Annotated in this window: 21 protein-coding genes and 1 pseudogene; 13 read left to right on the top strand and 9 right to left on the bottom strand. The window is 69.4% G+C overall.

Going from position 1 to position 24,358, the window contains the following annotated elements:
* Positions 1–41 precede the first annotated feature (41 nt).
* Together ACTWPT_RS57835 and ACTWPT_RS57830 are read left to right on the top strand one after the other, a co-directional pair.
* A complete protein-coding gene (locus ACTWPT_RS57835; protein ID WP_443186082.1) occupies positions 42–1,049 on the top strand; it encodes a trypsin-like serine peptidase in 1,008 nt (335 codons plus the stop codon).
* 55 nt (positions 1,050–1,104) lie between these two features.
* A complete protein-coding gene (locus ACTWPT_RS57830) occupies positions 1,105–2,259 on the top strand; it encodes a trypsin-like serine peptidase (RefSeq protein WP_443186081.1) in 1,155 nt (384 codons plus the stop codon).
* A 37-nt stretch (positions 2,260–2,296) separates the two neighbouring features.
* Here the strand turns inward: ACTWPT_RS57830 and ACTWPT_RS57825 are convergent, their stop codons facing one another.
* Positions 2,297–3,724, bottom strand: coding sequence for an aldehyde dehydrogenase family protein (locus ACTWPT_RS57825; RefSeq protein WP_443186080.1), 1,428 nt, complete (start codon positions 3,722–3,724; stop codon positions 2,297–2,299).
* Between the two features lie 292 nt (positions 3,725–4,016).
* Here ACTWPT_RS57825 and ACTWPT_RS57820 point away from each other — a divergent pair, with 292 nt between their 5' ends.
* Positions 4,017–4,640: a TetR/AcrR family transcriptional regulator gene (locus tag ACTWPT_RS57820; RefSeq protein ID WP_443186079.1), complete on the top strand. Its 624-nt coding sequence runs from the start codon at positions 4,017–4,019 to the stop codon at positions 4,638–4,640.
* Positions 4,641–4,665: 25 nt separating this feature from the next.
* Here the strand turns inward: ACTWPT_RS57820 and ACTWPT_RS57815 are convergent, their stop codons facing one another.
* Complete coding sequence (locus ACTWPT_RS57815) at positions 4,666–6,327, bottom strand: PucR family transcriptional regulator (RefSeq protein WP_443186078.1); 1,662 nt, start codon at positions 6,325–6,327, stop codon at positions 4,666–4,668.
* A gap of 113 nt (positions 6,328–6,440) precedes the next feature.
* On the opposite strand from ACTWPT_RS57815, the gene gabT reads away from it, so the two are divergent.
* Together gabT and ACTWPT_RS57805 are read left to right on the top strand one after the other, a co-directional pair.
* Positions 6,441–7,769, top strand: a complete 1,329-nt coding sequence (gene gabT / locus ACTWPT_RS57810) for a 4-aminobutyrate--2-oxoglutarate transaminase (RefSeq protein WP_443186077.1) — start codon at positions 6,441–6,443, stop codon at positions 7,767–7,769.
* Positions 7,770–7,977: 208 nt separating this feature from the next.
* Complete coding sequence (locus ACTWPT_RS57805) at positions 7,978–8,178, top strand: hypothetical protein (RefSeq protein WP_393161642.1); 201 nt, start codon at positions 7,978–7,980, stop codon at positions 8,176–8,178.
* A gap of 121 nt (positions 8,179–8,299) precedes the next feature.
* Here ACTWPT_RS57805 and ACTWPT_RS57800 read toward each other — a convergent pair whose 3' ends face one another.
* The 3 genes from ACTWPT_RS57800 to ACTWPT_RS57790 all read right to left on the bottom strand — a co-directional run bounded on the left by ACTWPT_RS57800 (position 8,300) and on the right by ACTWPT_RS57790 (position 12,314).
* Positions 8,300–9,448 carry an extracellular solute-binding protein gene (locus ACTWPT_RS57800; RefSeq protein ID WP_443186076.1) on the bottom strand — a complete coding sequence of 383 codons (1,149 nt, stop codon included), beginning with the start codon at positions 9,446–9,448 and terminating at the stop codon, positions 8,300–8,302.
* An 83-nt stretch (positions 9,449–9,531) separates the two neighbouring features.
* Positions 9,532–11,037, bottom strand: coding sequence for a CoA-acylating methylmalonate-semialdehyde dehydrogenase (locus tag ACTWPT_RS57795; RefSeq protein WP_443186075.1), 1,506 nt, complete (start codon positions 11,035–11,037; stop codon positions 9,532–9,534).
* Positions 11,034–12,314 (bottom strand): aspartate aminotransferase family protein, encoded by a 1,281-nt coding sequence (locus ACTWPT_RS57790; RefSeq protein ID WP_443186074.1) that lies wholly within the window; start codon positions 12,312–12,314, stop codon positions 11,034–11,036. The genes ACTWPT_RS57795 and ACTWPT_RS57790 overlap by 4 nt, the downstream gene beginning before the upstream one ends.
* Before the next feature lie 236 nt (positions 12,315–12,550).
* Here ACTWPT_RS57790 and ACTWPT_RS57785 point away from each other — a divergent pair, with 236 nt between their 5' ends.
* Positions 12,551–13,249 (top strand): alternative oxidase, encoded by a 699-nt coding sequence (locus ACTWPT_RS57785; protein ID WP_443186073.1) that lies wholly within the window; start codon positions 12,551–12,553, stop codon positions 13,247–13,249.
* Here ACTWPT_RS57785 and ACTWPT_RS57780 read toward each other — a convergent pair.
* Positions 13,246–14,694 (bottom strand): MFS transporter, encoded by a 1,449-nt coding sequence (locus ACTWPT_RS57780; protein WP_443186072.1) that lies wholly within the window; start codon positions 14,692–14,694, stop codon positions 13,246–13,248. The genes ACTWPT_RS57785 and ACTWPT_RS57780 overlap by 4 nt on opposite strands.
* A gap of 55 nt (positions 14,695–14,749) precedes the next feature.
* On the opposite strand from ACTWPT_RS57780, the gene ACTWPT_RS57775 reads away from it, so the two are divergent.
* The 5 genes and pseudogenes from ACTWPT_RS57775 to ACTWPT_RS57755 all read left to right on the top strand — a co-directional run.
* Positions 14,750–15,451 carry a TetR/AcrR family transcriptional regulator C-terminal domain-containing protein gene (locus ACTWPT_RS57775; RefSeq protein WP_443186071.1) on the top strand — a complete coding sequence of 234 codons (702 nt, stop codon included), beginning with the start codon at positions 14,750–14,752 and terminating at the stop codon, positions 15,449–15,451.
* Positions 15,452–15,463: 12 nt separating this feature from the next.
* The gene (locus ACTWPT_RS57770) at positions 15,464–17,092 is read left to right on the top strand and encodes an AMP-binding protein (protein WP_443186070.1); all 1,629 of its coding nucleotides are present in this window, start codon (positions 15,464–15,466) and stop codon (positions 17,090–17,092) included.
* Positions 17,093–17,149: 57 nt separating this feature from the next.
* Positions 17,150–18,766: a PucR family transcriptional regulator gene (locus tag ACTWPT_RS57765; protein WP_443186069.1), complete on the top strand. Its 1,617-nt coding sequence runs from the start codon at positions 17,150–17,152 to the stop codon at positions 18,764–18,766.
* 27 nt (positions 18,767–18,793) lie between these two features.
* Complete coding sequence (locus ACTWPT_RS57760; protein WP_443186068.1) at positions 18,794–19,168, top strand: cupin domain-containing protein; 375 nt, start codon at positions 18,794–18,796, stop codon at positions 19,166–19,168.
* A pseudogene (locus ACTWPT_RS57755) lies at positions 19,093–19,299 on the top strand (hypothetical protein); the annotation flags it as partial. The gene ACTWPT_RS57760 and the pseudogene ACTWPT_RS57755, both read left to right, overlap by 76 nt.
* 51 nt (positions 19,300–19,350) lie before the next feature.
* Here ACTWPT_RS57755 and trpS read toward each other — a convergent pair.
* Positions 19,351–20,310, bottom strand: coding sequence for a tryptophan--tRNA ligase (trpS, locus tag ACTWPT_RS57750; protein ID WP_443186067.1), 960 nt, complete (start codon positions 20,308–20,310; stop codon positions 19,351–19,353).
* A 264-nt stretch (positions 20,311–20,574) separates the two neighbouring features.
* Between trpS and ACTWPT_RS57745 the strand changes: the two genes are divergently transcribed.
* Positions 20,575–22,053, top strand: coding sequence for a phosphodiester glycosidase family protein (locus ACTWPT_RS57745; protein ID WP_443186066.1), 1,479 nt, complete (start codon positions 20,575–20,577; stop codon positions 22,051–22,053).
* Positions 22,054–22,184: 131 nt separating this feature from the next.
* Here the strand turns inward: ACTWPT_RS57745 and ACTWPT_RS57740 are convergent, their stop codons facing one another.
* Complete coding sequence (locus tag ACTWPT_RS57740; RefSeq protein ID WP_443186088.1) at positions 22,185–22,406, bottom strand: Lrp/AsnC ligand binding domain-containing protein; 222 nt, start codon at positions 22,404–22,406, stop codon at positions 22,185–22,187.
* Between the two features lie 355 nt (positions 22,407–22,761).
* Here ACTWPT_RS57740 and iscB point away from each other — a divergent pair, with 355 nt between their 5' ends.
* The gene (gene iscB / locus ACTWPT_RS57735; RefSeq protein ID WP_443186065.1) at positions 22,762–24,060 is read left to right on the top strand and encodes an RNA-guided endonuclease IscB; all 1,299 of its coding nucleotides are present in this window, start codon (positions 22,762–22,764) and stop codon (positions 24,058–24,060) included.
* Positions 24,061–24,086: 26 nt separating this feature from the next.
* Here the strand turns inward: iscB and ACTWPT_RS57730 are convergent.
* Positions 24,087–24,358: IS66 family transposase (locus ACTWPT_RS57730; protein WP_443186064.1), on the bottom strand; the 272-nt coding region annotated here is incomplete at its 5' end.

The raw sequence follows: 24,358 nt of genomic DNA, 5'->3' as shown, positions 1-24,358 counted from the left end.
GGCTACCTTCCAACCCCAAGTCCGTTTTCGGGAGGTACGTAATGCACCGCAGAGTCGCCCTGCTTTCCACCCTCGTCCTCGCCACGGGGACCGCCGCCCTGCTCCCCGCGACAGCGGCACAGGCCCACGTCCAGATGCGGCCGAAGCCCGCCCAGCACGCGGCCGCCGACTCGGCGTCCGAGCAGCGGCAGGTCCTCGGGTACTGGACCGAGCAGAAGATGGAGTCGGCCGAGCCGCTGGCCGCCCCGGGTCCCAAGAAGGGCATGAAGCTCGCCACGTCGGCCGAGGGCACCCCGTGGTCGGCAGTGCCTACTAGCGGGCCCACCAACGCGTCCAGCGGTGGCCCGGTGTTGCAGGCGGCCAGGAGCGGTGGTGAGCCGTGGACCGGCGGTGGCGCGGTCGTGAAGACCACCGGGCGGATCTTCTTCACCACGCAGGGCCGCAACGCCTCGTGCTCGGGATCGGCGGTGACCAGTGCGAACAAGAGCGTGGTGATCACCGCGGGCCACTGCGTGAAGCTGAACGGCGCCTTCCACACGAACTGGGTCTTCGTGCCGGGCTACGACAAGGGCAGCCGCCCCTTCGGGACCTGGGCCGCCACGAAATTGCTGACCACGCAGCAATGGAACGCCAGGGAGGACATCAACTTCGACGTGGCCGCCGCCGTGGTGGCACCGCTCGACGGCAAGACGCTGGTCGACGTCGTCGGCGGTCAGGGGGTGGCGTTCAACCAGCAGAGACGGCAGCAGATGTACGCCTTCGGCTACCCGGCCGCGGCCCCGTACGACGGCTCGAAGCTCGTCTACTGCAGCGGCCGCACCTTCGACGACTTCCTGATGTCCGACGATCTCGGCCTGACCTGTAACATGACAGGCGGTTCGAGCGGCGGTCCATGGATGCAGAGTTTCAACGAGTCCACCGGACTGGGCACCGTCAATTCGGTCAACAGCTTCAAATACAACTTCGCCGCCAACTGGATGTTCGGCCCATATTTCGGGAACGAGGCCCAAGCGGTCTACCAAGCCGCGCAAACCACAGGCGCACTCTGAGGGATTTACCGAAAGTAGTCACAAGAACACACGTTGTGGTGCAGACTCGAGGGCCATGACGCTGAGCACCCCCCTGCTGGTGGCCGCCCCGCTCCTGGCGGGGCTGATGGGACCCGCACTCCTCGGTGCGGCTCCCGGCCCGCGGCAGGACGACGGCCTTGTGACCACGCCCGTCCACACCCTTGAGCACGCCCGGGTAGTCGAGCACGTGGCCGCCCGCACCGCCGCCGAGCAGCAGCGCGTGCTCGCCTACTGGACACCGCAGCGCATGGCCGAAGCGCTGCCGATCGGCCTGCTCGACATCGTGACGGACGGCGAGCGCCTGCTGAACGGGCTGCCCGGCGGGGCGGCCCTGAGCAGGTCCGCGCGGCAACTGGTCGGCGTGGACGCCGCCACGAAAGTCGTGCGCGCGAAAACCGCTCTGGCACAGCGCGTCCCGCGGCAGGGTGCGCCGGCCTCCCCGCGGGCGGCCGCCTCCAAACTGCCCATGCCGAGCCGTCAACAGGCGGCCAGGCCGGAGGCGAACACGATCGGCGCGCACTGGATCACCGGCGGCGCCGTGGCCAGGACCACGGGGCGGGTGTTCATGACGGTGGGCGGCGCCGACTTCGTCTGCTCGGCCAGCACGGTGACGAGCGCCAACAGGGACGTCGTGGTCACCGCGGGCCACTGCGTCAAGGACGGCGCCGGCGAGTGGGCCGCGAACTGGACGTTCGTCCCCGGTTACGGCACCGGCGGTGAGCACCCGTACGGCCGGTACGCGGCCCGCCGCATGTTCGTCGCCGAGCGCTGGTCGCGCGAGGGGAACGACGACTACGACGTCGCCATGGTGGCACTGGCCACGTCGGGCGGCAGGCACGTGGCCGACGCGGTGGGCACGCAGGAGATCGCCTTCAACGCGCCGCGCGGCGGCCAGGCGTTCGGCTTCGGCTATCCCTCCGACCCGCCCTACAACGGCGGCCAGCTGGTCTACTGCGCCGGTCGGCTGCGGAACGACCCGCACGGCCAGACCCGCGACCAGGGCCTCGGCTGCGACATGACGGCGGGCGCGAGCGGCGGGCCCTGGATGACCGGGTTCGACGCCGGCACCGGCAAGGGCACGATCACGTCGCTGAGCAGCTTCAAGTACAGCGACGACCCGCGCACCATGTACGGCCCGTACCTGGGCGACGCCGCCAAGGCCCTCTTCACCACGGCACAACGCGCATGACCTGCCCGCACGTGAGTTCGCGGGCCTGTCGATCCGGCTAGAGCGTCAAGCCGGTCAGGACCATGACCTTCTCGTACGTCAGGTCCTCCATGGCCGAGTGCAGCCCCTCCCGGCCGATGCCCGAGTCCTTCACCCCGCCGTACGGCATCTGGTCGGCCCGGTACGACGGCACGTCACCGATGATGACGCCGCCCACCTCCAGTTCCCGGTTCGCCTGGAACGCGGCGTCCAGCGAGCGGGTGAACACCCCGGCCTGCAGACCGTACTTGGAGTCGTTGACCATCGCGTACGCCTCGTCGACCGAGGCGGCGGGCTGGAGGATCATGACGGGGCCGAAGACCTCCTCGCAGGCCACCTTCGCGTCGTGTGGCACGTCGGTCAGGACCGTCGGCGCGATCGCGGCCCCTTCCCGGGTGCCGCCCGCGAGGACCTTTGCCCCGGCCGCGACGGCTTCCTGAACCCACTGCTCGACCCGTTCCGCGGCGTGCTCCGAGACGAGCGGGCCCACCTGGGTCTTCTCGTCGGCGGGGTCGCCGGTGACGAGGCCGGTCACGGCGGGAATGAGGCGCTCGACGAAGGCGTCGTAGACCGGCTGTTCGACGATCACCCGCTGCACGGCGATGCAGCTCTGGCCGGCCTGGTAGTTGGAGTACAGGGCGATGCGCTGGGCGGCCCACTCCAGGTCGGCGTCGGCCAGGACGACGGCGGCCGCGTTGCCGCCCAGTTCCAGGGTCACGTGCTTACGCGGAATCTGGTCGGCGATGGCGTACCCGACGGGCGCGGAGCCGGTGAACGACACCACGGGGAGGCGGGGATCCTGGACCAGTGCGGAGGCGCGCTCGTTCTCGATGGGCAGCACCGAGAACATCCCCAGGGGCAGGTCGGTCTCGGCCAGGATCTCGCCGAGCAGCAGCGCCGACAGCGGCGTGGCGGGAGCGGGCTTGACGATGACCGGCGCGCCGACGGCGATGGCCGGGGCGACCTTGTGGGCGACCAGGTTCAGCGGGAAGTTGAACGGGGTGATCGCCAGCACGGGCCCGTACGGCACGCGCGACACGTACGCCAGGCGCCCGGTCGCGGCCGGCTCGGTGTCGAGCCGCTGCACGCCGCCCGACCAGCGGCGGGCCTCCTCGGCGGCGAAGCGGAACGTGGCGACGGCCCGGCTGGTCTCGCCACGGGCCCACAAGATCGGTTTGCCGTTCTCGGCGGTGATGAGGGTGGCGATCTCCTCGGCCCGCTCCGCGATCCGGCGCGAGATGTGGGCCAGGGCCTCTGCCCGTACGTGCACGGGCAGGGCGGCGGCCTGCCGCGCCACCGCGTGGGCCGCCGCGACGGCCTCCTCCACCTGGGCGTCGGTCGGCACGGAATGCCTGCCGATCTCCCGGCCGTCGTGGGAGTTGGTCACAGTGAGCTCGGTGTCCCCGATAGCGGGGCGGCCGGCCAGCCAGAAGGTACGCACGTCCATACCTCGACGTTATGCCAAGCGTAGGATCGGGGAATTACACCACGATGCACAAGAGCCTCACGAGCGCTCACCGTTAAGTACAAGCCCCTCTGTATACCCATGATGTAACAGAAGTAGACCTAATTCGGGATGTTTACCATGCGGAGTGGTTTGAGGGATCTCCGCCATGGCTAAGTCAACGGGTGCGGGTCTCCAGCGCGGTGGGCCCCCGATCTGAGAAAGGCGTGGGCCCCGTGACCGAACAGCGTGAGGTCACAAGGACACAGAGGTCCTTGGGCACAGGGGGGGCATGATGACCTCGGCGCCTTTGGGGCTGCAGGGCGCTTACCACCTGGGTGAGCGCGCCAGCCACGACGAACTCCGTTCCCGCCTCCTCGACGTGGCGGTGAACCTGCTCGAGACCGACGGTCCCGACAGCCTGACCATGCGCAGGATCGCCGCCGAGGCGGGCTGTACGACGACCGTCATCTACACCATGTTCGGCAATCGGGAGGGCTTGGCGGAGGCGCTCTATCTGGAGGGGTTCGAGCGCTTCCGCCGCCTCCTGGAAGCGGTGCCGCAGCGGCGCAACCCGCTGGAGCACCTCCACGCGCTCGGGCCGGCGTACCGGCAGGCATGCCTGGCCGAGTCCGGCTACTACAGCCTGATGTTCGAGCGGGCCATCCCCGGTTTCGAGCCCAGCGAGCGTGCCAGGACCCTGGCGCGGGCGGCGCTGAACATCCTCGACCGGGTGATCGCCGACTGCATCTCTGCGGGATACCTCGTGCCCACCCAGCCTCGCAAGATCGCGGACGCGCTGTGGGCCGCGGCGCACGGGGCGATCAGTTTGGAACGCGCCGGGCACCTGCGCGATGGGCGCACCTATGAGGCGGTCACCACGGCGACCATCTGCTGCTACCTGGTGCAGAAGCCGTAGCCCCAGTGACCAAGTAGCGCGACGCTCAGCGGGGTGTGGCCGCGGCTTGGAGCGCGAGCCACAGCTCGGCGCGCACGCCTGGGTCGTCGAGGTCGCGGCCGAGCAGCTCGGCGACGCGTTTCATGCGGTAGCGCAGCGTGTGCCGGTGCACGCCGAGGCGCTGTGCGGCCGCGTCCCAGTGGCCGTTGCAGTCCAGGTACGCGCGGAGCGACTCGACCAGGTCGGCTCTGGAGCCGTACTCGGTGAGGGGGGCCAGGAGCGCGGCCGAGAACGCCTGTGCGGCCGATGAGTCGAGCAGCGCGAGCAGCCCCTGACCGGCCAGCTCGCCGAACCGCACCACGCGGCCCCGGCCGGTCCCCGGCGCGTCACCGCGCCTCACGGTCCCCGGCTCCCGCGGCTCCGGCGCCGGGCGGCTCCTGGCCGCGTCCAAGGCGCGCCTGGCCTGGTCGAGGGCGCCTCGCAAAGCCGCGGGGTCGTAGCCGGACGGCAGGCTGATGCCCACCGGCCCGTCCACCTGCAGCGCCACCGGGTCCGCCGCACCCTCGGGCACGAGGACGACGGCCATCGGCTCCGTGGCCCGCCGGCGTCCGGCGACGGCCGCCCCGGTGTCCGCGGCCTGCGATACGTTCGCGGCGTTCTCGCCCCGCCACCGTGTGGCGACGCCGATGTCCTCGTCGAGGATCGCCGTGAAGACATGCGTTTCCAGCGTGTCGAGCGCGGCGGCGTCCGTCGCCAGCACCAGCAGCGGTGCCTCGGGCAGCCGGCCGCCAAGTGGGGCCAGCACGGCGTGCGCCTGGTCGGCCGCTCCCGCCAGCAGTAGCTCGAGCACCGCCGAGCGGATGCGCCGCTCGGCGGCCAAGTGGGTCCTGCCCTGCTCCACCGCGAGCGTGAGCAGGGATCCCGCGGCGTTGATCACCGTGTGGGTGACGGGCGAGAACGGCTGCTCGGCCCCGACGGCGAAGAACCCACGCGGCCGTGGCCCACCGCCCAACGGCTGCACCACGATGTGCTCCCCCGGCCCCGACAACGCCAGACTCGCCGGCAGCCTGCCCCCTCGCGCCTCTTCCCCCGTCCCGGCAGGCGGGGCGGATCCGGGGCGACGGCCCATCGCGGCGGGCACGGCGGACGGGGATGAGCGGCGGGCCAGTTCTGCGGTGACGGCATGCGTGTGGGCGCCGCGGGTCGCGTGGCGTACCTCGCCGGTCTCGTCGAGCAGCGCCGCCCAGCCGCCGACCTCCTTGGCCAGCCGGTCGATGACCGCGTGCATGCCTTCCGGCCGGAGCGCCGCCCGCGTCAGACGGCCCTGTGCGGCGAAGGCGCGGGTGATCTCCTCGTACTGCTCGGCGGCCAAGAGCTCGCTGACCGCCTTGCCGATCGCGATGAACGGCGTCTCGCGCGGCACTTCAAGCAGCGGCAGCCCGGTCCGGTCGGCGGCCTCGACGAGGGCGGCGGGCACCTCCTCGTGCGAGACTCCGACCCCGAAGCCGAGCCCCGCGACCCCGCGCGCCACCAGTCGGTCGACATAGCCGGATATGTCAGCTTCCAGGCGCATCCCCGTGGTGAGCAGCAGCTCGTCGCCCTCCAGGTACGGCGTCGGGTCGGCGAGCTCGCTGACCGCCACCCAGCGCACCACCGCGGTCAACGACGTGGGTCCGGCCAGGGGCCGCAGGCCCATGCGGCGGACCACGGTCTGGAGCGTAGGCGGCATTACGGGTTTGTCCATTCCGGCAAAGACGACCACCTCTAGTGTGACATATCGACGTATCGGCGCAGGTAGGAAGCCGCCGTAGCGTCAAAGCCATGAGCATTCCCCAGGAGCGGCGCGTCGTGACCGCGATCCCCGGCCCCAAGTCCCAGGAATTGCTGGCCCGCAAGCAGGCCGCCGTCCCACCTGGCATCGGCACCACCCTCCCGGTCTTCGTCACCCGCGCCGGCGGCGGCGTGGTGCAGGACGCCGACGGGAACTCGCTGATCGACTTCGGCTCGGGCATCGCGGTGACGAACGTGGGCAACGCCGCTCCCAAGGTCGTCGAGCGGGTCCAGCGACAGGTCGCCGACTTCACCCACACCTGTTTCATGGTCACCCCGTATGAGTCGTACGTCCGGGTGTGCGAGAGGCTGAACGAGCTGACGCCGGGCGACCACGACAAACGCACGTTCCTGGTGAACTCCGGCGCCGAGGCCGTGGAGAACGCGGTCAAGATCGCCCGCCACGCCACCGGCAGGCCGGCCGTCGTGGTGTTCGACCACGGCTACCACGGCCGCACACTGCTCACGATGACGCTGACGGCCAAGAACATGCCGTACAAGCACCGCTTCGGGCCGTTCGCGCCGGAGGTCTACCGGGTGCCGCTGGCATACCCGTTCCGCTGGCCGAGCGGGCCGGAGAACTGCGCCGAGGAAGCCGCCGCGCAGGCCATCGACATGATCAACAAGCAGATCGGCGCGGAGAACGTGGCGGCCGTGGTGATCGAGCCGATCGCCGGAGAGGGCGGCTTCATCGTGCCGGCCAGGGGCTTCCTGCCCAGCATCGCGGAGTTCTGCGCGCAGAACGGGATCGTCTTCGTGGCCGACGAGGTGCAGACGGGCTTCGCCAGGACCGGCGCGCTCTTCGCCTGCGAGGACGAGGGCGTGGTCCCCGACATCATCACCACCGCCAAGGGCATCGCGGGCGGCCTGCCGCTGGCCGCGGTGACCGGCCGGGCGGAGATCATGGACAAGGTGCACGTCGGCGGGCTCGGCGGCACGTACGGCGGCAATCCCCTCGCCTGCGAGGCAGCGCTCGGCGTGCTGGAGACCATCGAGGAGGAGGACCTGGTCGCCAAGGCCCGCCGGATCGGCGAGATCATGCTTCCCCGGCTCAAGACGCTGCAGGAGCGCTTCGACGTCATCGGTGACGTACGCGGCCGGGGCGCCATGATCGCGATCGAGCTCGTCGAGCCCGGCACCAAGGAGCCGAACCCGACCGCCGTACAGGAGATCGTCAAGCGTTGCCACGCCGAGGGCCTGCTGGTGCTGACCGCCGGCACGTACGGCAACGTGCTGCGTTTCCTGCCCCCGCTGGTGATCCCCGAGCACCTCCTCGAGGAGGGCCTCGGCATCCTGGAGAAGGCCATCGCCGAACTCTAGAAACCCCCACGTATCGGGCATCCGGCTTGCGGCTGGATGCCCGATTTTGTTGGTGTAACGCCTGTCACCCCGGTAGAGAATTCACCCTGACTTGACGCTCAGCTAGACGCTCACGGCCTCGGTCAGGGTTATAACGGATCCGGAATACGGATGGGCGAGGGCTTCTGGAAACGTGATGAACTGGGGTCCGACAAGAACGGCGCGGGATATGTTGACGTTCGACCCTGAGGGCCTGACCTGGGCTCAGCGCGACGGCGATGCTTGTGTTGTCTGCCATAAGAGGTGGCCGCGACCGCGCGTACGCGTGGGCCGGCTGCCCGACGACTCCGCGGTGCTGGCCTGCGGCGACTGCGCCGAGGCTCTGCTGCCCGCGCCGATGGCCACGGTCGTGGCGTTCCCGTCCCGATAGCGAGGCGCCCCGGGACAGGGGGAAGGGCCCGGGGCGCCTCTGCGGGCCGCGCCCAGCGGGGGGGATGAGGGCGGACCCGTGGCGGGATCACGTGGGGGTCGACGGCCCCCACTCCCTTGGCTTACTTGACGAGCTCCTGCCACCGTTTGGACCAGGCGGCATAGTCAGTGCATTCCCCGTCCTGCGCGCGGCAACCCCTGGGCAGCTCGGCGAACGCCACACGGTCGATGCGCTTGGGCTTGCCGACCTCGTACACCTCGCAAATCGGCTTGGCCCGTCCCTTGCACGCTTTGTCGTTGGCCGGCGCGAGCCCCACCCACGCGGCGGCGTCGCGCTGCGCGTTGGGCTCGGTCATCCAGCTCAGCCAGCGATAGGCACAGGTGGTGTCGGGCACGCCGGCGCCGAGCATCCAGGAGTCGACCCATCCGGTGGTCTCACGCGTGTGGAGGGCTTTGACCGGCAGGCCGGCCTTCTGCAGCAGCAGGCGATAGTAAGGAGTGGCCTGCGCGTAATCCAGCGAACCGGTGGCGAACCCCTTGATCAGATCGATGGGGCTCGTCCAGTAGGTCCGCTCCTTCGTCCCCTCCAGCAGCGCCATCGCCCGGTCGAGCCGGTCCTTGCTCAGCTCGAACGGCTCCTCGCCACCCCCTGCGGCCAGGGCGGCGTCGGCGATCGTCAGCGGGCTGTTCTTCAGTGCCGTGCGCTCGGTGGAGAACGCCTCCTTCAGGTCGCCCTTGACCTTGGCCGGATCGTAGATGAACTCGTGATACCCCCACAGATAGGGAACACCGTAGACCTTGTCTGACGTGCCCGAGCCCGGCACCTCATCCGACACCGTCATCATGTCGCGGAAGCGCTCGTCGATGTCCTCGTAGCCGCTGACCTTGGCCGGGTCGATGGGCTGCACCTGCTTGGCCGCGATGAGGTCGCCCGCCAGTGCGGGCCCGGCGGAGACGAGGTCGTAGGGCCGCTCCTTGATCCTGATGGCCATGTCCTCGGCGGTCTGCACGGTGTCGAGCTTGGCGATCCGGCAGCCGGTCTCCTTCTCGAACGAGCCCACCCAGTTGACCTGGGGGCTGACGCCGCCGTACTCGGCGTAGCCGCGGTAGGTGAGGATCTGCAGCGTGCCGTCGCTCTGCGTGGCGGTGGGCGTGGGCGTGGTCTTGGGGGTCGGCGTCGGGGTGGGGGTAGGCGTGGGGGTCGCCGCGCCCATGCCGGCGACCAGCGCCGATGCGGCGAGCGCCAGGGCATAAGTACGGCGGCGATGCACGATGTCCCCCTCTGTCCGGTGCCTGGGAGCTTACCGGGGACCGGGCCGGGAGGGCGCACGTCGCTCCCGGCCGGAATCGCGGCTTACTTGTTCGTGGGGAAGCCCAGATTCACGCCGCCGTGGGAGGGGTCGAGCCAGCGGGAGGTGACGACCTTGCCGCGGGTGTAGAAGTGCACGCCCTCGGTGCCGTGCACGTGCGTGTCACCGAAGAGCGAGGACTTCCAGCCGCCGAAGCTGTAGAAGGCCATCGGCACCGGGATGGGCACGTTGATGCCGACCATGCCGACCTCGACCTCGTTCTGGAACCGCCGGGCCGCGCCGCCGTCGTTGGTGAAGACTGCGGTGCCGTTGCCGTAGAGGCCGCCGTTGATGACCTCCAGCCCCTCCTCGTACGAGCCGACGCGCACGATCGACAACACGGGGCCGAAGATCTCGTCGGTGTGCGTACGGGAGCCCGCGGGCACGTGATCGAGCACCGTCGGGCCGAGCCAGAAGCCGGGCGTCCCGGCCGCCTTGCCACCGCCGAGCACGGGCGTCTCGCGGCCGTCCACGACCAGCTTGGCTCCCTCCTCGACACCGAGGTCCAGGTAGGACGCGACCTTGTCCCGGTGCGCGGCCGTGACCAGCGGCCCCATCTCCGCCTTCGGGTCGTCGCCGGGGCCGATCACGAGCCTGTCGACCCGTTCGACGATCTTCTGGACGAGCTCGTCGCCGATCGGATCCACGGCCAGGACGACGGAGATCGCCATGCACCGCTCCCCCGCCGAGCCGAACCCCGCCGACACCGCCGAGTCCGCCACCAGGTCGAGGTCGGCGTCCGGGAGCACGAGCATGTGGTTCTTGGCGCCACCGAGCGCCTGCACGCGTTTGCCGTGCGCGGTGCCGGTCTCGTAGACGTACTTGGCGATCGGGGTCGAGCCGACGAACGACACTCCCCGCACGTCAGGGTGCTCGAGCAGCCGGTCCACGGCGACCTTGTCGCCCTGCACGACGTTGAACACGCCGTCCGGCAGCCCGGCCTCCTGCCACAACCGCGCCATCAGCAGCGACGCGGACGGGTCCTTCTCCGACGGCTTGAGCACGAAGGCGTTCCCGCAGGCGATCGCGATCGGGTACATCCACATCGGCACCATGGCGGGGAAGTTGAACGGCGTGATCCCGGCAACGACGCCGAGCGGCTGGCGGATCGAGTAGGAGTCGACCCGGGTCGAGACGCCTTCGGAGTAGCCGCCCTTGAGCAGGTGCGGGATGCCGCAGGCGAACTCCACGACCTCCAGACCGCGGGCGACCTCGCCGAGCGCGTCGGCGTGCACCTTGCCGTGCTCGGCGGAGATCAGGGCGGCCAGCTCGTCGCGGTGGGCGTACATGAGCTCGCGGAAGCGGAAGAGCACCTGCGACCGCTTGACCAGCGACGCGTCCCGCCAGGCGGGGAAGGCCGCGACGGCGGCCGCCACGGCCGCGTCCACGTCGGCCGCCGAGGCGAGCGCGACGTGTCCGGAGACCTCGCCGGTGGCCGGGTTGAAGAGCTCGGCGGTACGGCCTGAGCCGTCCGCCGGCGCCCCGTTGATCCAGTGGTTGACGGACTTCACTGTGCTGCTGCCTCTGCGTTGATGGTTTCGAGGGCGGTGACGATGATGCCGAGGCCCTCGACGGCCTCGTCCACCGTGAGGGTGAGGGGCGGAGCCATGCGGAGGGCGGTGCCGTACAGGCCGCCCTTGCCGGCCAGCAGCCCCGCCTTCTTGGTCTCCTCCATGAACCTGGCCGCCTGGGCCGGGGTCTCCAGCTCGACGGCGAACATGAGGCCCTTGCCGCGGACGTCCTTGACGACGGGCAGCCGCCGGGCGGCCTCGCGCAGCCCGCGGATGATGATGTCGCCGGTCCGCGCGGCGTTGGCCTGCAGGTCGTGGTCGAGCACGTAGTCGAGGGTGGCGTTGGCGGCGGCCATGGAGATCGGGTTGCCGCCGAACGTGGACAGGCCCACGGCGTGCGGGGCGTCCATCAGATCCCCCCGGGCCACGATGCCGCCCACCGCGAACCCGTTGCCCAGCCCCTTGGCGAAGGTGATCATGTCCGGGGTGACACCGTGGTTCTCGATGCCGAAGAACGCGCTCCCGGTGCGCCCCCAGCCGGTCTGCACCTCGTCCGAGATGAACAGGATGCCCTGCTCGTCGAGGACCTCCTTGTACGCGGCGAACAACCCGTCGGGCGCCATCGTGAACCCGCCCACGCCCTGGATCGGCTCGGCGATCAGCGCTGCCACGTCGTTGGAGACGGAGGTGGCCAGCACGTGCCGCAGATCGTCCACGCACGCCTGGATGTAGTCCGCGTCCGACAGGCCCTTGAACTGCGTCAGGTGGCGGTCGGCGCCGTGCAGGAAGTGCACGTTGAGCGGGGACAGCGAGTTGTTCTTCCACGACCGGTTGGAGGTGACGCTGACGGCGCCGAAGCTGCGCCCGTGGTAGCTCTGCCGCATGGCGAGCACCTGGTCGCTCTTGCGCGCGTACGTGGCCAGGAGCAGCGCCGTCTCGTTGGCCTCGGTGCCGGAGTTGGTGAAGAAGACCTTGGCGTCGGGGATGCCGGACAACCGAGCGATCTTCTCGGCCAGCTCGATCTGGCCACGCAGCAGGTAGACGGTGCTGGTGTGCATCACGCCTGTGGCGAGCTGGCGCTCGACGGCCTCGCGCACCTCGGGCACGTCGTAGCCGATCATGTTGGTCAGGATGCCGGCGAAGAAGTCCAGGTAGCTCTTGCCGTCGGCGTCGATGACCCGGTTGCCCTTGCCGCTGACGATTTCGATGGGCTCGGTGTAGTTGAGTGCCAACCAGTTCGGCATCACTGCCCGGTGGCGCGCGAGAAGGTCCGACATGTTATCGAGTATCCCGTCCTGTTCCTCATCCTCCTATCCGCAAACTGTCGGCTTGCGGCGAAATCAGGTTACAACTCGTAAATCCACCCCCTAGGGGATGTCCCGTGCGTCTGGCGATGTACGTCAGGCCGCCTCGCTACGCCGCCGGAAGCACTGAAGATGACCACTGGCGGGCGACGACCCGGAGCACCTCTCTCGGCCACCATCGGATCATCCGAACCGAAGGAGAGATCGAGATGACCATCACCGTCGACCGCCGGCCCGAGGCCCCGTCCGGACCGCCCAAGCTCGACCGCGAGCGTCTGCGCCGCGCCCAGCAGGACACCCTGGACACCCCGCGGATGAATTACAGCCTGCTGGCCAAGATGATGTTCAAGCCCGTGGACCTCATGTACGGCAAGAAGGGCTCGTACACGAAGTTCGCCATGCTGGAGATCATCGCCCGGGTGCCGTACCAAGCGTGGGAGCGGATGGGCTACTGGGCGGTGCACCGGCACGCGGGCCGCTCGGCACTCGCCAAGAGGGTTTTCGAGCGGATCGTGGAGGCCCGCGCCGACCAGGACAACGAGCAGTGGCACCTGCTGATCATGCAGGATCTCGTGCAGCGCACCGGCCAGCGGCAGACCTGGCTGCTGCACAAGGCCGCGCCCTGGATGATCGCGTTCTTCTACTACCACGTGTCCTGGGTGTTGTTCCTGGTCAGGCCGGACTGGAGCTACCGGCTGAACGCGGAGTTCGAGGACCACGCCGAGCACGAGTACATGACGTTCGTGGCGGAGAACCCCGACCTGGACTTCGTTCCGGACCCCGGCACGTACGCCGCCGAGTACGGCCGCTACCGCTCGGTGGCCGACCTGCTCCGGCAGATCGGCCACGACGAGCGCACGCACAAGCTGGACAGCCTGGAGAGCATGCGGGAGCCCCGTGTGCGCTAAACCTTCGCAGGCTCGGGCGTCGCGACCGGCTTGGCCGGACGCATCACGGTCACCGCGAGCAGCGCGGCGGCGACGCAGAAGGCGGCGCCCACCCACGAGCCGAGGTGCATGGCGGAGGTGAAGGCCTCGTTGGCGACCTCCGCGTAGCCCATCGGGTGGGCGGCGCCGATCGACTCCCGAGCGGCCGCCGGGACGTCGGCGGGCATCTGGGAGGTGTACTGCCCGGCCAGCACGCTGCCCAGGATGGCGATGCTCAGCGCCACGCCGACCTGCTGGACGGTGTCGTTGAGCGCCGAACCCACGCCGGCGTGCTCCAGCGGGATGGCGCCCATGAGCGAGGCGTAGGCGGACGGTCCGGCCAGGCCACCGCCGATGCCCATGATCACCAGCCCGATGAGCAGGGGCAGGTATCCGGTGGTCAGGGCCATGACGACGAAGCCCCCGGCTATCAGCAGCAGCCCGGAGCCGATCAGCACCCGGTTGCTGACCCGCTGCCCGAGCCCGGCGCCCACGCCGTTGAAGATCGCGGCGGCCACGGCGTAGGGCAGCATGGCGAGGCCGGCCTGCATCTCTTCGTAGCCCAGCACGTACTGCAGGTACTGGGTGAGCATCAACATCACCGCGCCCGCGCCGAACGCCATCAGCAGGATCGAGAAGGACGCGCCGCTGAAGTTGCGGTTGGCGAACAAGTGGAGCGGCAACATCGGCTGCTCCTGCCTGCGCTCCCAGACCACGAAGGCGCCGAGGGCGAGGACGGCCAGCGCGATGACGGGGATGTTCCACTCCCGTTCGATGATCACGTAGACGGCCGCGGTCAGGCCCACGATGGACAACACCACACCCACCGGGTCGATCTTCCGGCCGGTGCTGCGGCTCTCCGGCATGAGGACGACGGCGGCCACGATGGCGACGGCGGCGATCGGCACGTTCAGCAGGAAGACCGAGCCCCACCAGTAGTTCTGGAGCAGCAGGCCGCCCAGGGTCGGACCCGACACCAGGCCGACCAGCGCCACGGCGCTCCAGGCGGCCATCGCCTTGCGCCGCTCGTCCTCGTCGAACACGGTCATCAGGATCGACAACGTGGACGGCATGACGAGCGAGCCGCCGATGCCCATCAGCGCCCGCGCGCCGATCAGCTGCCAGGGCTCGGTGACGAGCACGGCCAGCAGCGACGCGCCGCCGAAGAACACCAAGCCGATGATGAGGAAGAGGCGGCGGCCGTACTTGTCGGACAGGCTGCCCGAGGTGAGCAGGAGGCCGGCGTAGGCCAGCACGTACGCATCGATGATCCACTGGATGTCCGACGGGGTCGCGCCCATTTCCTCGTTCAGCGACGGGATGGCGAGGTTGAGCACGGTGTTGTCGACCACCAGGACCAGCAGCGCCAGGCACAGGACGACGAGGATCCACCAGCGACGGGGGTCTCGTACAGCGTTCGAGTTCACTCGCACACTGTACGACACCTCTCGCACAGTGTGCGAGTACATTTATCCTGAGGTTATGAACGCCAAGCAGTTCACCTCCGTCTGGACCCGCGATCCACGTAAGACCACGAGCCCGGGCCGCAGCCGCGAGGAGATCGTCAGAGCGGCGATCGAGCTGCTGGACGAGGATGGCCTGGACGGACTGAGCATGCGTAAGCTCGGCGCGAAACTGAGCGCCGGCGCGACCAGCCTCTACTGGTACGTCGCCAACAAGGACGAGTTGCTCGAGTTGGCCTACGACGAGCTGTGGGGCGAGTTGAAGGTGCCCCACCCCGAGGAAGTGGGCTGGCGCGAGGCCGCCTCGGTCCTGGCTTACAGCATGCGCGCGGCGATGCTGCGCCACCCGTGGTCGGCCGATCTGCTCGGCCGGCTGCCTGCGCTCGGCCCCAACGCGATCCAGGCGGCCGACCGGATGCGCAAGGTGTTCGCGGCGGCCGGATTCAAGGGGATGGACATCGACTACGCCGCCTCCACGGTCACCGCCTACGTCTACGGGACGACGCTTCCCGAGATCGCCTGGAACAACGCGATGGCCGATCACGAGTACGACCCGGACGAGATGCGCACGACGCTCAGGAAGGCCGCCAGGGACTTTCCCGACATTCTCGAACGCACCAACTTGGAAATGTACGACGACCCGAACACCGTCCGCGCGGTGGCCTTCGATTTCGGGCTGGTGTCGATGCTCGACGGCCTTGAGCGGCGGCTGGCGACGTAGCAGGATCCGGGCATGGACGATTTCCGTGCCGCCCGCGACTTCCTCCTCCACACCGACCCCGCCACCGCGCGCCGCCACTTCCGCTGGCCGGAGCTCAACGCGTTCAACTGGGCGCTCGACTGGTTCGACGGGGTGCTGGCCGCCGAGACGCCCGACGCCGTCGCGCTGAAGATCGTGGGGTCGAGCCAGGCCGCCTACACCTTCGCCGAGCTCTCGGCCCGCTCCAACCAGGTCGCGAACTGGCTGCACGAGCAGGGGGTGCGCCGGGGCGACCGGATCCTGCTCATGCTGGGCAACCAGGCCGAGCTGTGGGAGGCGTTGCTGGCCGCGATGAAGCTGGGCGCGGTCATCATCCCGGCCACGACGCTGCTGACGGCCAAGGACGTCAGCGAGCGCGTCGAGCGCGGCGGCGTCTCCCACGTGATCGCGAACGCCTCCGACGCCGGCAAGTTCGGGACCGGGGAGTTCACCAGGATCGCCGTAGGGGACGCCTACAACTGGCTGCCGTACCACGAGGCGTACGAGGCACACGAGGCCTTCATCCCCGGCGCGCCGACCAGGCCGGACGACACGCTGCTGCTCTACTTCACCTCCGGCACCACGTCCCAGCCCAAGCTGGTCGAGCACACGCACGCGTCCTATCCGGCCGGGCATCTGTCGACCATGTTCTGGATCGGGGTGCGGCCCGGCGACGTGCATCTCAACGTGTCCTCGCCGGGATGGGCCAAGCACGCGTGGAGCAACGTGTTCGCGCCGTGGAACGCGGGGGCGACCGTGCTGGTCCACGACTACCAGCGTTTCTCCGCGCCGGCGCTGCTGGAGGTGCTGCGGGACGAGCGGGTCACCACGTTCTGCGCGCCGCCGACCGTGTGGCGGATGCTCATCCAGGAGGATCTGGCCGCCTGGAAGCTGCCGCTGCGTACGGCCGTGGCCGCCGGCGAGCCGCTCAATCCCGAGATCATCGACCAGGTGGCCAAGGCGTGGGGCATCACGATCAGGGACGGCTACGGCCAGACCGAGACCACCGCGCAGATCGGCAACGCCCCCGACGAGCCGGTCAAGCCTGGATCGATGGGACGCCCGCTGCCCGGCTATGACGTCGTGCTCCTCGACCCGGTCAGCGGCGAGCCGGGGGACGACGGCGAGATCTGCCTGCCGCTGGACGAGCGCCGTCCGCTGGGGCTCATGGCGGGATACGTCGGCGGCTCCGCCGAAGCCACGCAGGGCGGCTACTACCACACCGGCGACGTCGCCACCCGCGACCAGGACGGCTACATCACCTATGTCGGCAGGACCGACGACGTCTTCAAGGCCTCCGACTACCGCATCTCGCCGTTCGAGTTGGAGAGCGTGCTGCTGGAGCACGCGGCCGTGGCGGAGGCGGCCGTGGTGCCCGCACCCGACCCGGTGCGGCTCGCCGTGCCGAAGGCGTACGTGACGCTCGCACCGGGGTTCGAGGCAGGCGACGAGACCGCCCGGTCGATCTTCGAGCACTGCCGGCGGGAGCTGGCTCCGTACAAGCGGGTGCGGCGGCTGGAGTTCGGCGAGCTGCCCAAGACGATCTCGGGCAAGATCCGCCGGGTCGAGCTGCGGGTGCGGGAGCCACAGCGAGAGTACCGCGAGGAAGATCTCAATTCATGACAGAGCGTAAATGTCTGCATAGCCGCTTTTACAGATTGATCGGCTAGGCTCTGCCCCGTGCTCCCCACCATCGCCGACGTCCTTGCCCTGGAGACCGTGCGCCGGGGCGGCCCGCAGGTCGTCGCGGGCGGGGACCGGCTGGACACGAAGGTGCGGTGGGTTCACGTCGGCGAGATCGCCGACATCGCCAGCCTGCTGCGCGGCGGCGAGCTGGTGCTCACTACGGGCGTGGCGCTTCCCGAGGACCCGGAGAAGCTCGCCGACTACATCGGCGAGCTGTCCGCGGTGGGCGCGTCGGGCCTGGTCGTGGAGCTGGGCCGCAGGTTCGTACGGGAGCTGCCGCGCGCGGTGGTCAAGTCGGCAGAGGAACACGGGCTGCCGGTCATCGTGCTGACCAGGGAAACCCCGTTCGTGCAGATCACCGAGTCGGTGCACGCCTGGATCATCGACATCCAGCTGGAGGAGCTGCGGGCCTCCGAGCAGCTCCACGAGGTCTTCACCGAACTGTCGGTCGAGGGCGCCTCGCCGACCGAGGTGCTCGCCCAGGTGGCCAGACTGTCCAACCGGCCGGTGCTGCTGGAGAACCTCGCGCACCAGGTGCTGGCCTGCGCGTCCGCGGGGCGCGACGCGGGCGCCCTGCTGGCCGGGTGGGAGACCAGGTCGCGGGCGGTGGCCCCGGCCGAGCGCACCGCGTACGACGCGGCCTCAGGCTGGCTGGTCACCACGGTCGGGGCGCGCGGGCAGGACTGGGGCAGGCTGATCCTGATCTGCGACGCGGCGCCGTCGCCGCGCGATCTCGTGCTGGCCGAGCGGGCGGCCACCACACTCGCGCTGGGCCGGCTGCTGGAACGCCATCAGGAGTCACTGGAGCGCCAGGCCCACGGCACGATCATCACCGGCATCCTGACCCACGCCTACTCCGATCCCGACGAGGCCGCCGCGCGCGCCCGCGCGGTCGGCGTGCCGCTGACGGGACGCAAGCTGATCAGCGTGGTCATCAGGCCGACCGACCCGGCCGACCAGGCCCTGGACGGCCAGGCGCAGCTGGGCGAGCTGGCCGAGGCCACCGCCGGCGCCTGTCGTGACGCCCGCCTGCCCGCCCTGGTCGGGGCGCTCGACCAGGAACGCGTGGGTGTGCTGCTGCCGCTGCCGCCGCGTACCCAGGCCGAGGCCGCCCTGACCGCGCTGGCCGAGCGGCTTCGCATGTTGTGGCGGCCCGGATCGGCGTTCGTGTTGGCGGCCGGCTCGGTGGTGGAGTCGATCAGGGACGTACGCCGCAGCTTTCTCGAGGCCGAGCAGGTGGCCGACGTGGCGGTCCGCCAGCCGGACGGCCGGGCCTTCTACCGGCTGCCCGACCTGCGCCTGCGCGGCCTGCTCCACCTGCTGCGCGACGACGCGCGGCTGCAGACGTTCGCCGAGCGGGAGCTGGGACCGCTGCTGGGCCACGACGCCCAGCGGGGCGGCGACCTCACCAGAATCCTGCGGATCTACCTGGACGCGGGACGCAACAAGGCCGTCGCCGCGCAGAAGGCTCATCTGTCCAGGCCCGCCTTCTACGATCGCCTGCGTCGCCTCGAGCGCATCCTCGACACCGACCTCGACGACGTCGAGTCGTGCCTGTCGCTCCACGTGGCCCTGCTGGCACTGGAGTCCTTCCGCCGGGAGAACCGTTGACCGCGCAGATGTGTTGGAATGGGCGATATGTCTGACGTGTTGATGCCGGACCTGGCCGACCTCGGCCGCATGCTCGCCACCGGGGGCGCGTTCTCCGTGCCCGTCCACGACGTGCGGCTGACCCCTGATGAGCTCGATCCCGAGCAGATCGTCGCAGGCGATCCTGTCACGTCGTCTCTGGAACTCGGCGGCGGCCGGGGCATCTGGGAGATCACGCCGGGCATCGTCACGGACGTGGAGCGGGACGAGATCTTCGTCGTGCTGTCGGGCCGTGCCACGATCGCCGTAGAGGGCGGCGCCACGATCGAGGTCGCCCCCGGAGACGTGTGCTTGCTGGCCGAGGGTGCCAGGACCACGTGGATCGTGCACGAGACGCTGCGACAGGTCTACCAGACGCGCTAGGCGCCGGGGGTTCTACCGGCCCGGCTGGGGTGTTCGGCGCCCTGCGCGAGCGCCCGGCCACGACCGACGCGGTCGCCAGCACGCTTAACGCCGATCGCCGGGCGGTCGAGGTGCTGTTACGCGTGCTGGCCGGGCTCGGCTACCTGCGGGCCAAAGGCGGCCGCTACCGCCTGACCCGCACGTCAAAAGCCCATCGCCTCCCTGACCTCGTCGAGAGTACGGATCGCGCGCTCGCGAGCACGCTCGTTGCCCGCAGCCAGGATCTGCCTGACGTCGGCCTCTGTGTGCTCGCCGCGGCGTTGCCTGATCGGCCGCAGGAACTCGTTGACCGCCTCGGTGACCAGGCGCTTGAGCGCGGCGGCGCCGCCGTCCCCGATCTCGTCGGCGATGTCCTGCGGCGGGCGGTCCAGGCAGAGGCTCGCCAGCGTGAGCAGGTTCGCAACCTCGGGGCGGTGCGTCTCGTAGGTGATCAGCCGCATGGCGTCGGTGCGGGCCTTGCGGATGAGCGCGGCCGTCTCGTCCTCGGTGGCCGCCAGCTCGATCGCGTTGCCGCGGCTCTTGCTCATCTTGCCCCCGTCGAGCCCCTTGAGCAGCGGCTGCTCGCCCAGCATCGCCTCCGGTATCGGGAACACCTCGGCGTAGCGCTCATTGAAGCGGCGTGCCACCAACCGCGTCACCTCGACGTGCGGCAGCTGGTCCTTGCCGACGGGCACGAGCGTGCCCTTACAGAACAGGATGTCGGCCGCCTGATGCACCGGATAGGTGAACATCAGGCCGCTGACCGCCTGCTGAGAGCTGTGCGCGATCTCGTCCTTCACCGTGGGGTTGCGGCGTAGCTCCGCCACCGACACCAGGCTCAGGAACGGCAGCAGCAGCTGGTTGAGCTCCGGGATGGCGCTGTGCTGGAAGATCGTCACCTTGGCCGGATCCAGCCCGACCGCCAGGTAGTCGAGCAGTAAATCGGTGATGTTGCGCTGAATCTGGCCGGGCAGGTCACGGTCGGTGATCACCTGGTAGTCGGCGATCAGGACATACATCGGGTATTCGTGCTGCAGTTTCACGCGGTTGGCCAGGGAGCCGAAGTAGTGGCCCAAATGCAGCCGGCCGGTCGGGCGATCGCCCGTGAGCACCACGTCGTTCATGACGGTCTTCTCCTTCGAGGTCAATGCCGTCCCGGAGAGGACCCGCACGCACATACTCGAGGGCCGTCTCGGAGACGGCCCAGGCATGGGAAATCAGCGGCCGTCTGTCGGCCGCCACCACATGCAGATGCGTGTCATACGGAAATTGTATCCACAAGTGATGTCAATTCCGTAACCCCTGCCTTTTGTTCGCGTGTTCGCCTGCCCCGGCGACCTTGATCTCGCCACTATGGTGCGGTCCCTTTTCTGCCCTCTGGAGAGTTCATGTCTCGACGCACCATCGCCGGCGGCCTGGCCATAGCCGCCGCGATCAGTGTCACCACGCTGCCTGCCGCGTCGGTCGCGGCGGAGCAGGTGTCGGTGAAGTTCCCGGCGGCCAGGTTTCCGCTGGGCACCAGGCCCGTGCCGACCAAGACCATGACCGCCGTGGCACAGGGTATCGACCTCTATGACGTTAAGGCCGGCTCCTCGACCGACGGTTACACCCTGACCGTGCTGATGCCGAACGGCCGCGACTCGGGCACGCTCCCGAACGCCGAGACCAAGGTCGCCGAGGTGGAGGCCATAGGGGAGACCCCCAGCCTGCAGGAGATCGTCCGGCCCGCCGTGGCCGACGCGCCCGCCAAGACCGAGTACATGGTGCGGGTCGGCCTCTGGTCGCTCAAGGACAAGAAGAAGGCCGACGAGGCGGCCAAGAAGTTCAAGGAAGCGGGCCTGAAGGTCAAGGTCGACTACCTCGGCGACGACGGGTTCAAGACCACCGGCCCGTGGAACGTCAAGGTGGCCATGATCGACGCCGGGACGTTCCGCGGCTCGTACGCCGCCTCGCTCGGCACCAGCGTGGCCAAGCGGGAAACGGTCTCGTCCATGGCCAAGGCCGCCAAGGCCGTGGTCGGGCTCAACGGCGGCTTCTTCAACATCCACACCGCCAAGGAGCTGCGCGGCGAGCCCGTCGGCGCGTCCGTCGTGGGCGGCCGCCTGCTGAGCGAGGCGGTGCCCGGCCGCTCGGCCGTGGTGCTCAAGGGCCGCACCGCGAAGATCACGGAGCTCAAGACGACGGTCACGGCGATCTCGCAGGACGGCGAGCAGGCCGCGGTTGGCGGCATCAACCGGGCCGCCGCGACTGACGAGCTGGTGCTGTACACGGAGGAGTACGGAGCCAACACGCCCGCCGGCGGGACCGACGTCGTCTTGGACGTCAACGGCAAGGTCATCGGCGTACGGGTCTCGGGCGCCGCCGTGGCCAAGGGCACGCGGGTGCTGCACGGCAACGGCGTGGCCGGCGACTGGCTCAACCAGCACGCCTGGCAGGACTGGACGGTCAAGGTCGACACCAAGGTCGTGGACCTGCGCACCAAGAAGGCCCTCGAGCTGACCCCGGACCTGCACGTGATCGCGGGTGGCGTCGGCCTCGTCAGGAACGGCAAGGTGAAGATCACCGCCAAGCTCGACGGCCACGATTCCATGAACATGATCCTGCGCCGCCACCCGCGTACTCTGCTCGGCGTCACCAGGAACGGCAGCCTGATCCTGGCCACCATCGACGGTCGGCAGCCGGGGGTCACCGTGGGGGCGAACTTCCACGAGGCGGCTCAGTTCATGCGGTGGCTGGGCGCGCGGCAGGCCATCAACCTGGACGGGGGCGGGTCGACGGCGATGGTGGTCGGCAACAAGGTGGTCAACCGGCCGTCGGACGGGGCGGAGCGCGCCGTGGGCGACGCGCTGCTGGTCCTGCCGAAGTGATCCTGATCAGCTAGCTCATTCGAGCATGTTGGTACGGGGCCCGCGTGAGCACCTGCGGGCCCCGTCCCTTGCGGCCCTGCTCACGGAGTTACCGGCAGTGCCACGCGCGTGCCCCACCCGTTGCGCTCTGCTCACGGAGTTACCGGCAGCCCTGTGTCCGGCTTTATCGCCTTCATCGCCACATGTGAGGTCACCTGCGCGACGCCCGGCAGCCCGGAGAGCGCCTCGGAGTAGAACCGCTCGTAGGCGGCCAGGTCGGCCACGGCCACCCGAAGCAGGAAGTCGGGGTCGCCGGACAGTCGATGCGCCTCCACGACCTCCGGCATGCCCGCCACCTGACGCTCGAAACTCAGGCATAGTTGTCATGTGATCCTCGTACCTCGTCACTCGCTCCCCAGTCTGAAGGCCGGGGCCCTGTCCCCTGGTTGGGGACGGGCCGGAGTGACCAGACCCAGCCACCAGCAATGTGGAGGTGACCTTGGTGGCTACGTTGGGCACACGTCAGCAGATCCACTCCGCCGCGCTTCCTCAGCGGCGGACCCTGGAATTCGCGTCAGTAGACAACCCTGGAGCAGGGACGAAACGGGGCGCGGACACCTTCGGGCAGCGGAGTGCCCAACATGGTCGAGGGGAGACCCGCTCCGCCTCACCTGACGCGGCGGGCGTCACCCCCGCAAGGGAGAAGCCGGTCGTGAGACCGCACCCCGCGTGTTCGTCCTGGCATCGGACGGCACGCCGCTCGATCCGTGCCATCCCGCCCGCGCCCGCAAGCTCCTCGCGTCGGGGCGGGCGGTGGTTGCCCGCCACACCCCGTTCGTCATCCGGCTGAAGGACCGCACCGCCGAACAGTCCGAGGTCGAGGGAGTGGAGGTCGCCGTCGATCAGGGCAGCAGGCACACCGGCATCAGCCTGTTCCGCGCCCACGACGGCACCCGCCATGGACTGTTCGGCATCCAACTCGACCACCGCGGCGGCAAGATCCGCGACAGGCTCACGGCTCGGGCCGCCTACCGGCGCGGCAGGCGGTCGCGCAACTTGCGCTACCGCGCTCCCCGGTTCGCCAACCGCACCCGCCCGCAGGGGTCGCTGCCGCCGAGCTTGCGGCATCGCGTGCACACCGTGATGAGCTGGGTGCAGCGGCTGCGCCACCTTGCCCCTGTGCGGGCAATCCACGTGGAGACCGTACGCTTCGACACCCACACCCTGGCCGCGGGAAAGATGCTGCAGGGTACTGAGTATCAGCATGGGACCCTGTACAGCTATGAGGTTCGCGAGTATCTGCTCGAGAAATGGGGGCGAGCCTGCGCCTATTGCGCGGCGAGCAACACCCCGTTGAACATCGACCACGTCCAGCCCCGCTCCAAGGGCGGCTCGGACCGGATCACCAACCTGTGCCTGGCATGTGTGCCGTGCAACCAGGCCAAGAACAGCAGGCCCGTCACCGACTTCCTCGCCGACCGCCCAGCAGTGCTGGCTCGGCTATTGGCCCAAGCCAAAGCGTCGCTGCGGGACGCCGCCACCGTCAACACCACACGCTGGATACTCCACACCGCGTTGGCGGCGGCCGGCCTGCCCGTGCACCATGGGAGCGGTGGCCGCACCAAATGGAACCGCGATCGTACTGGAGCTCCCAAATCCCACACTCTGGACGCCCTCCACGTGGGTGAACTCGATCACGTGGTCTCGTGGCCAAGCCAGGTCCTCATCGTTGCGGCCACGGGGCGCGGCTCGTATCCTCGGACCCGCACCGACGCCTTCGGCTTTCCCCGGCTGCGTCTACCCCGCACCAAGCTGATCCACGGGTTCCAGACCGGGGATCTCGTGCGCGCGACCGTGCCGAAAGGCAAGCACGCTGGATCGCATACCGGCCGGGTCGCCGTTCGAACCTCCGGCAGCCACACTGTGCAGACAGCCAGTGGTCTCGTGAAGACCTCACACAAGCATCTGCACTTGCTCCAGCGAGCCGACGGCTACGCTTACACGACCAAGAACGAAGAATACCGGTGAGCGTATCCATTCACGCCTGTGATTGATCAGGCGTTTTGTGGTGGCATCCACGGGTCTCCGGCCAGAGCATCGCGGAGGGCATCGAGTGGGTGGATGCCGTGGTTGCGGGCCGTGCCGAGGTAGGAGCGGATGAGGCAGTAGCGGGCGGCGGTGCGCACACTGCGCCAGCATCCGCCGATCTTCATCTGCAGTTTGACCATGCGCTGAGGCTGTTCGGCGGGGTTGTTGGTGAAGGGCACGGCGAAGTCGACGGTGAAACGCCAGACCTGCGCGGCCCGGGTCTGCAACCGTCGTGCCA

The organism is Nonomuraea sp. 3N208 (assembly GCF_052245935.1).
In the GTDB taxonomy this organism is placed as follows: Bacteria; Actinomycetota; Actinomycetes; order Streptosporangiales; family Streptosporangiaceae; genus Nonomuraea.
Note: the sequence above shows the minus strand (reverse complement) of the source record. Positions and strands in the feature narration are given on the sequence as shown.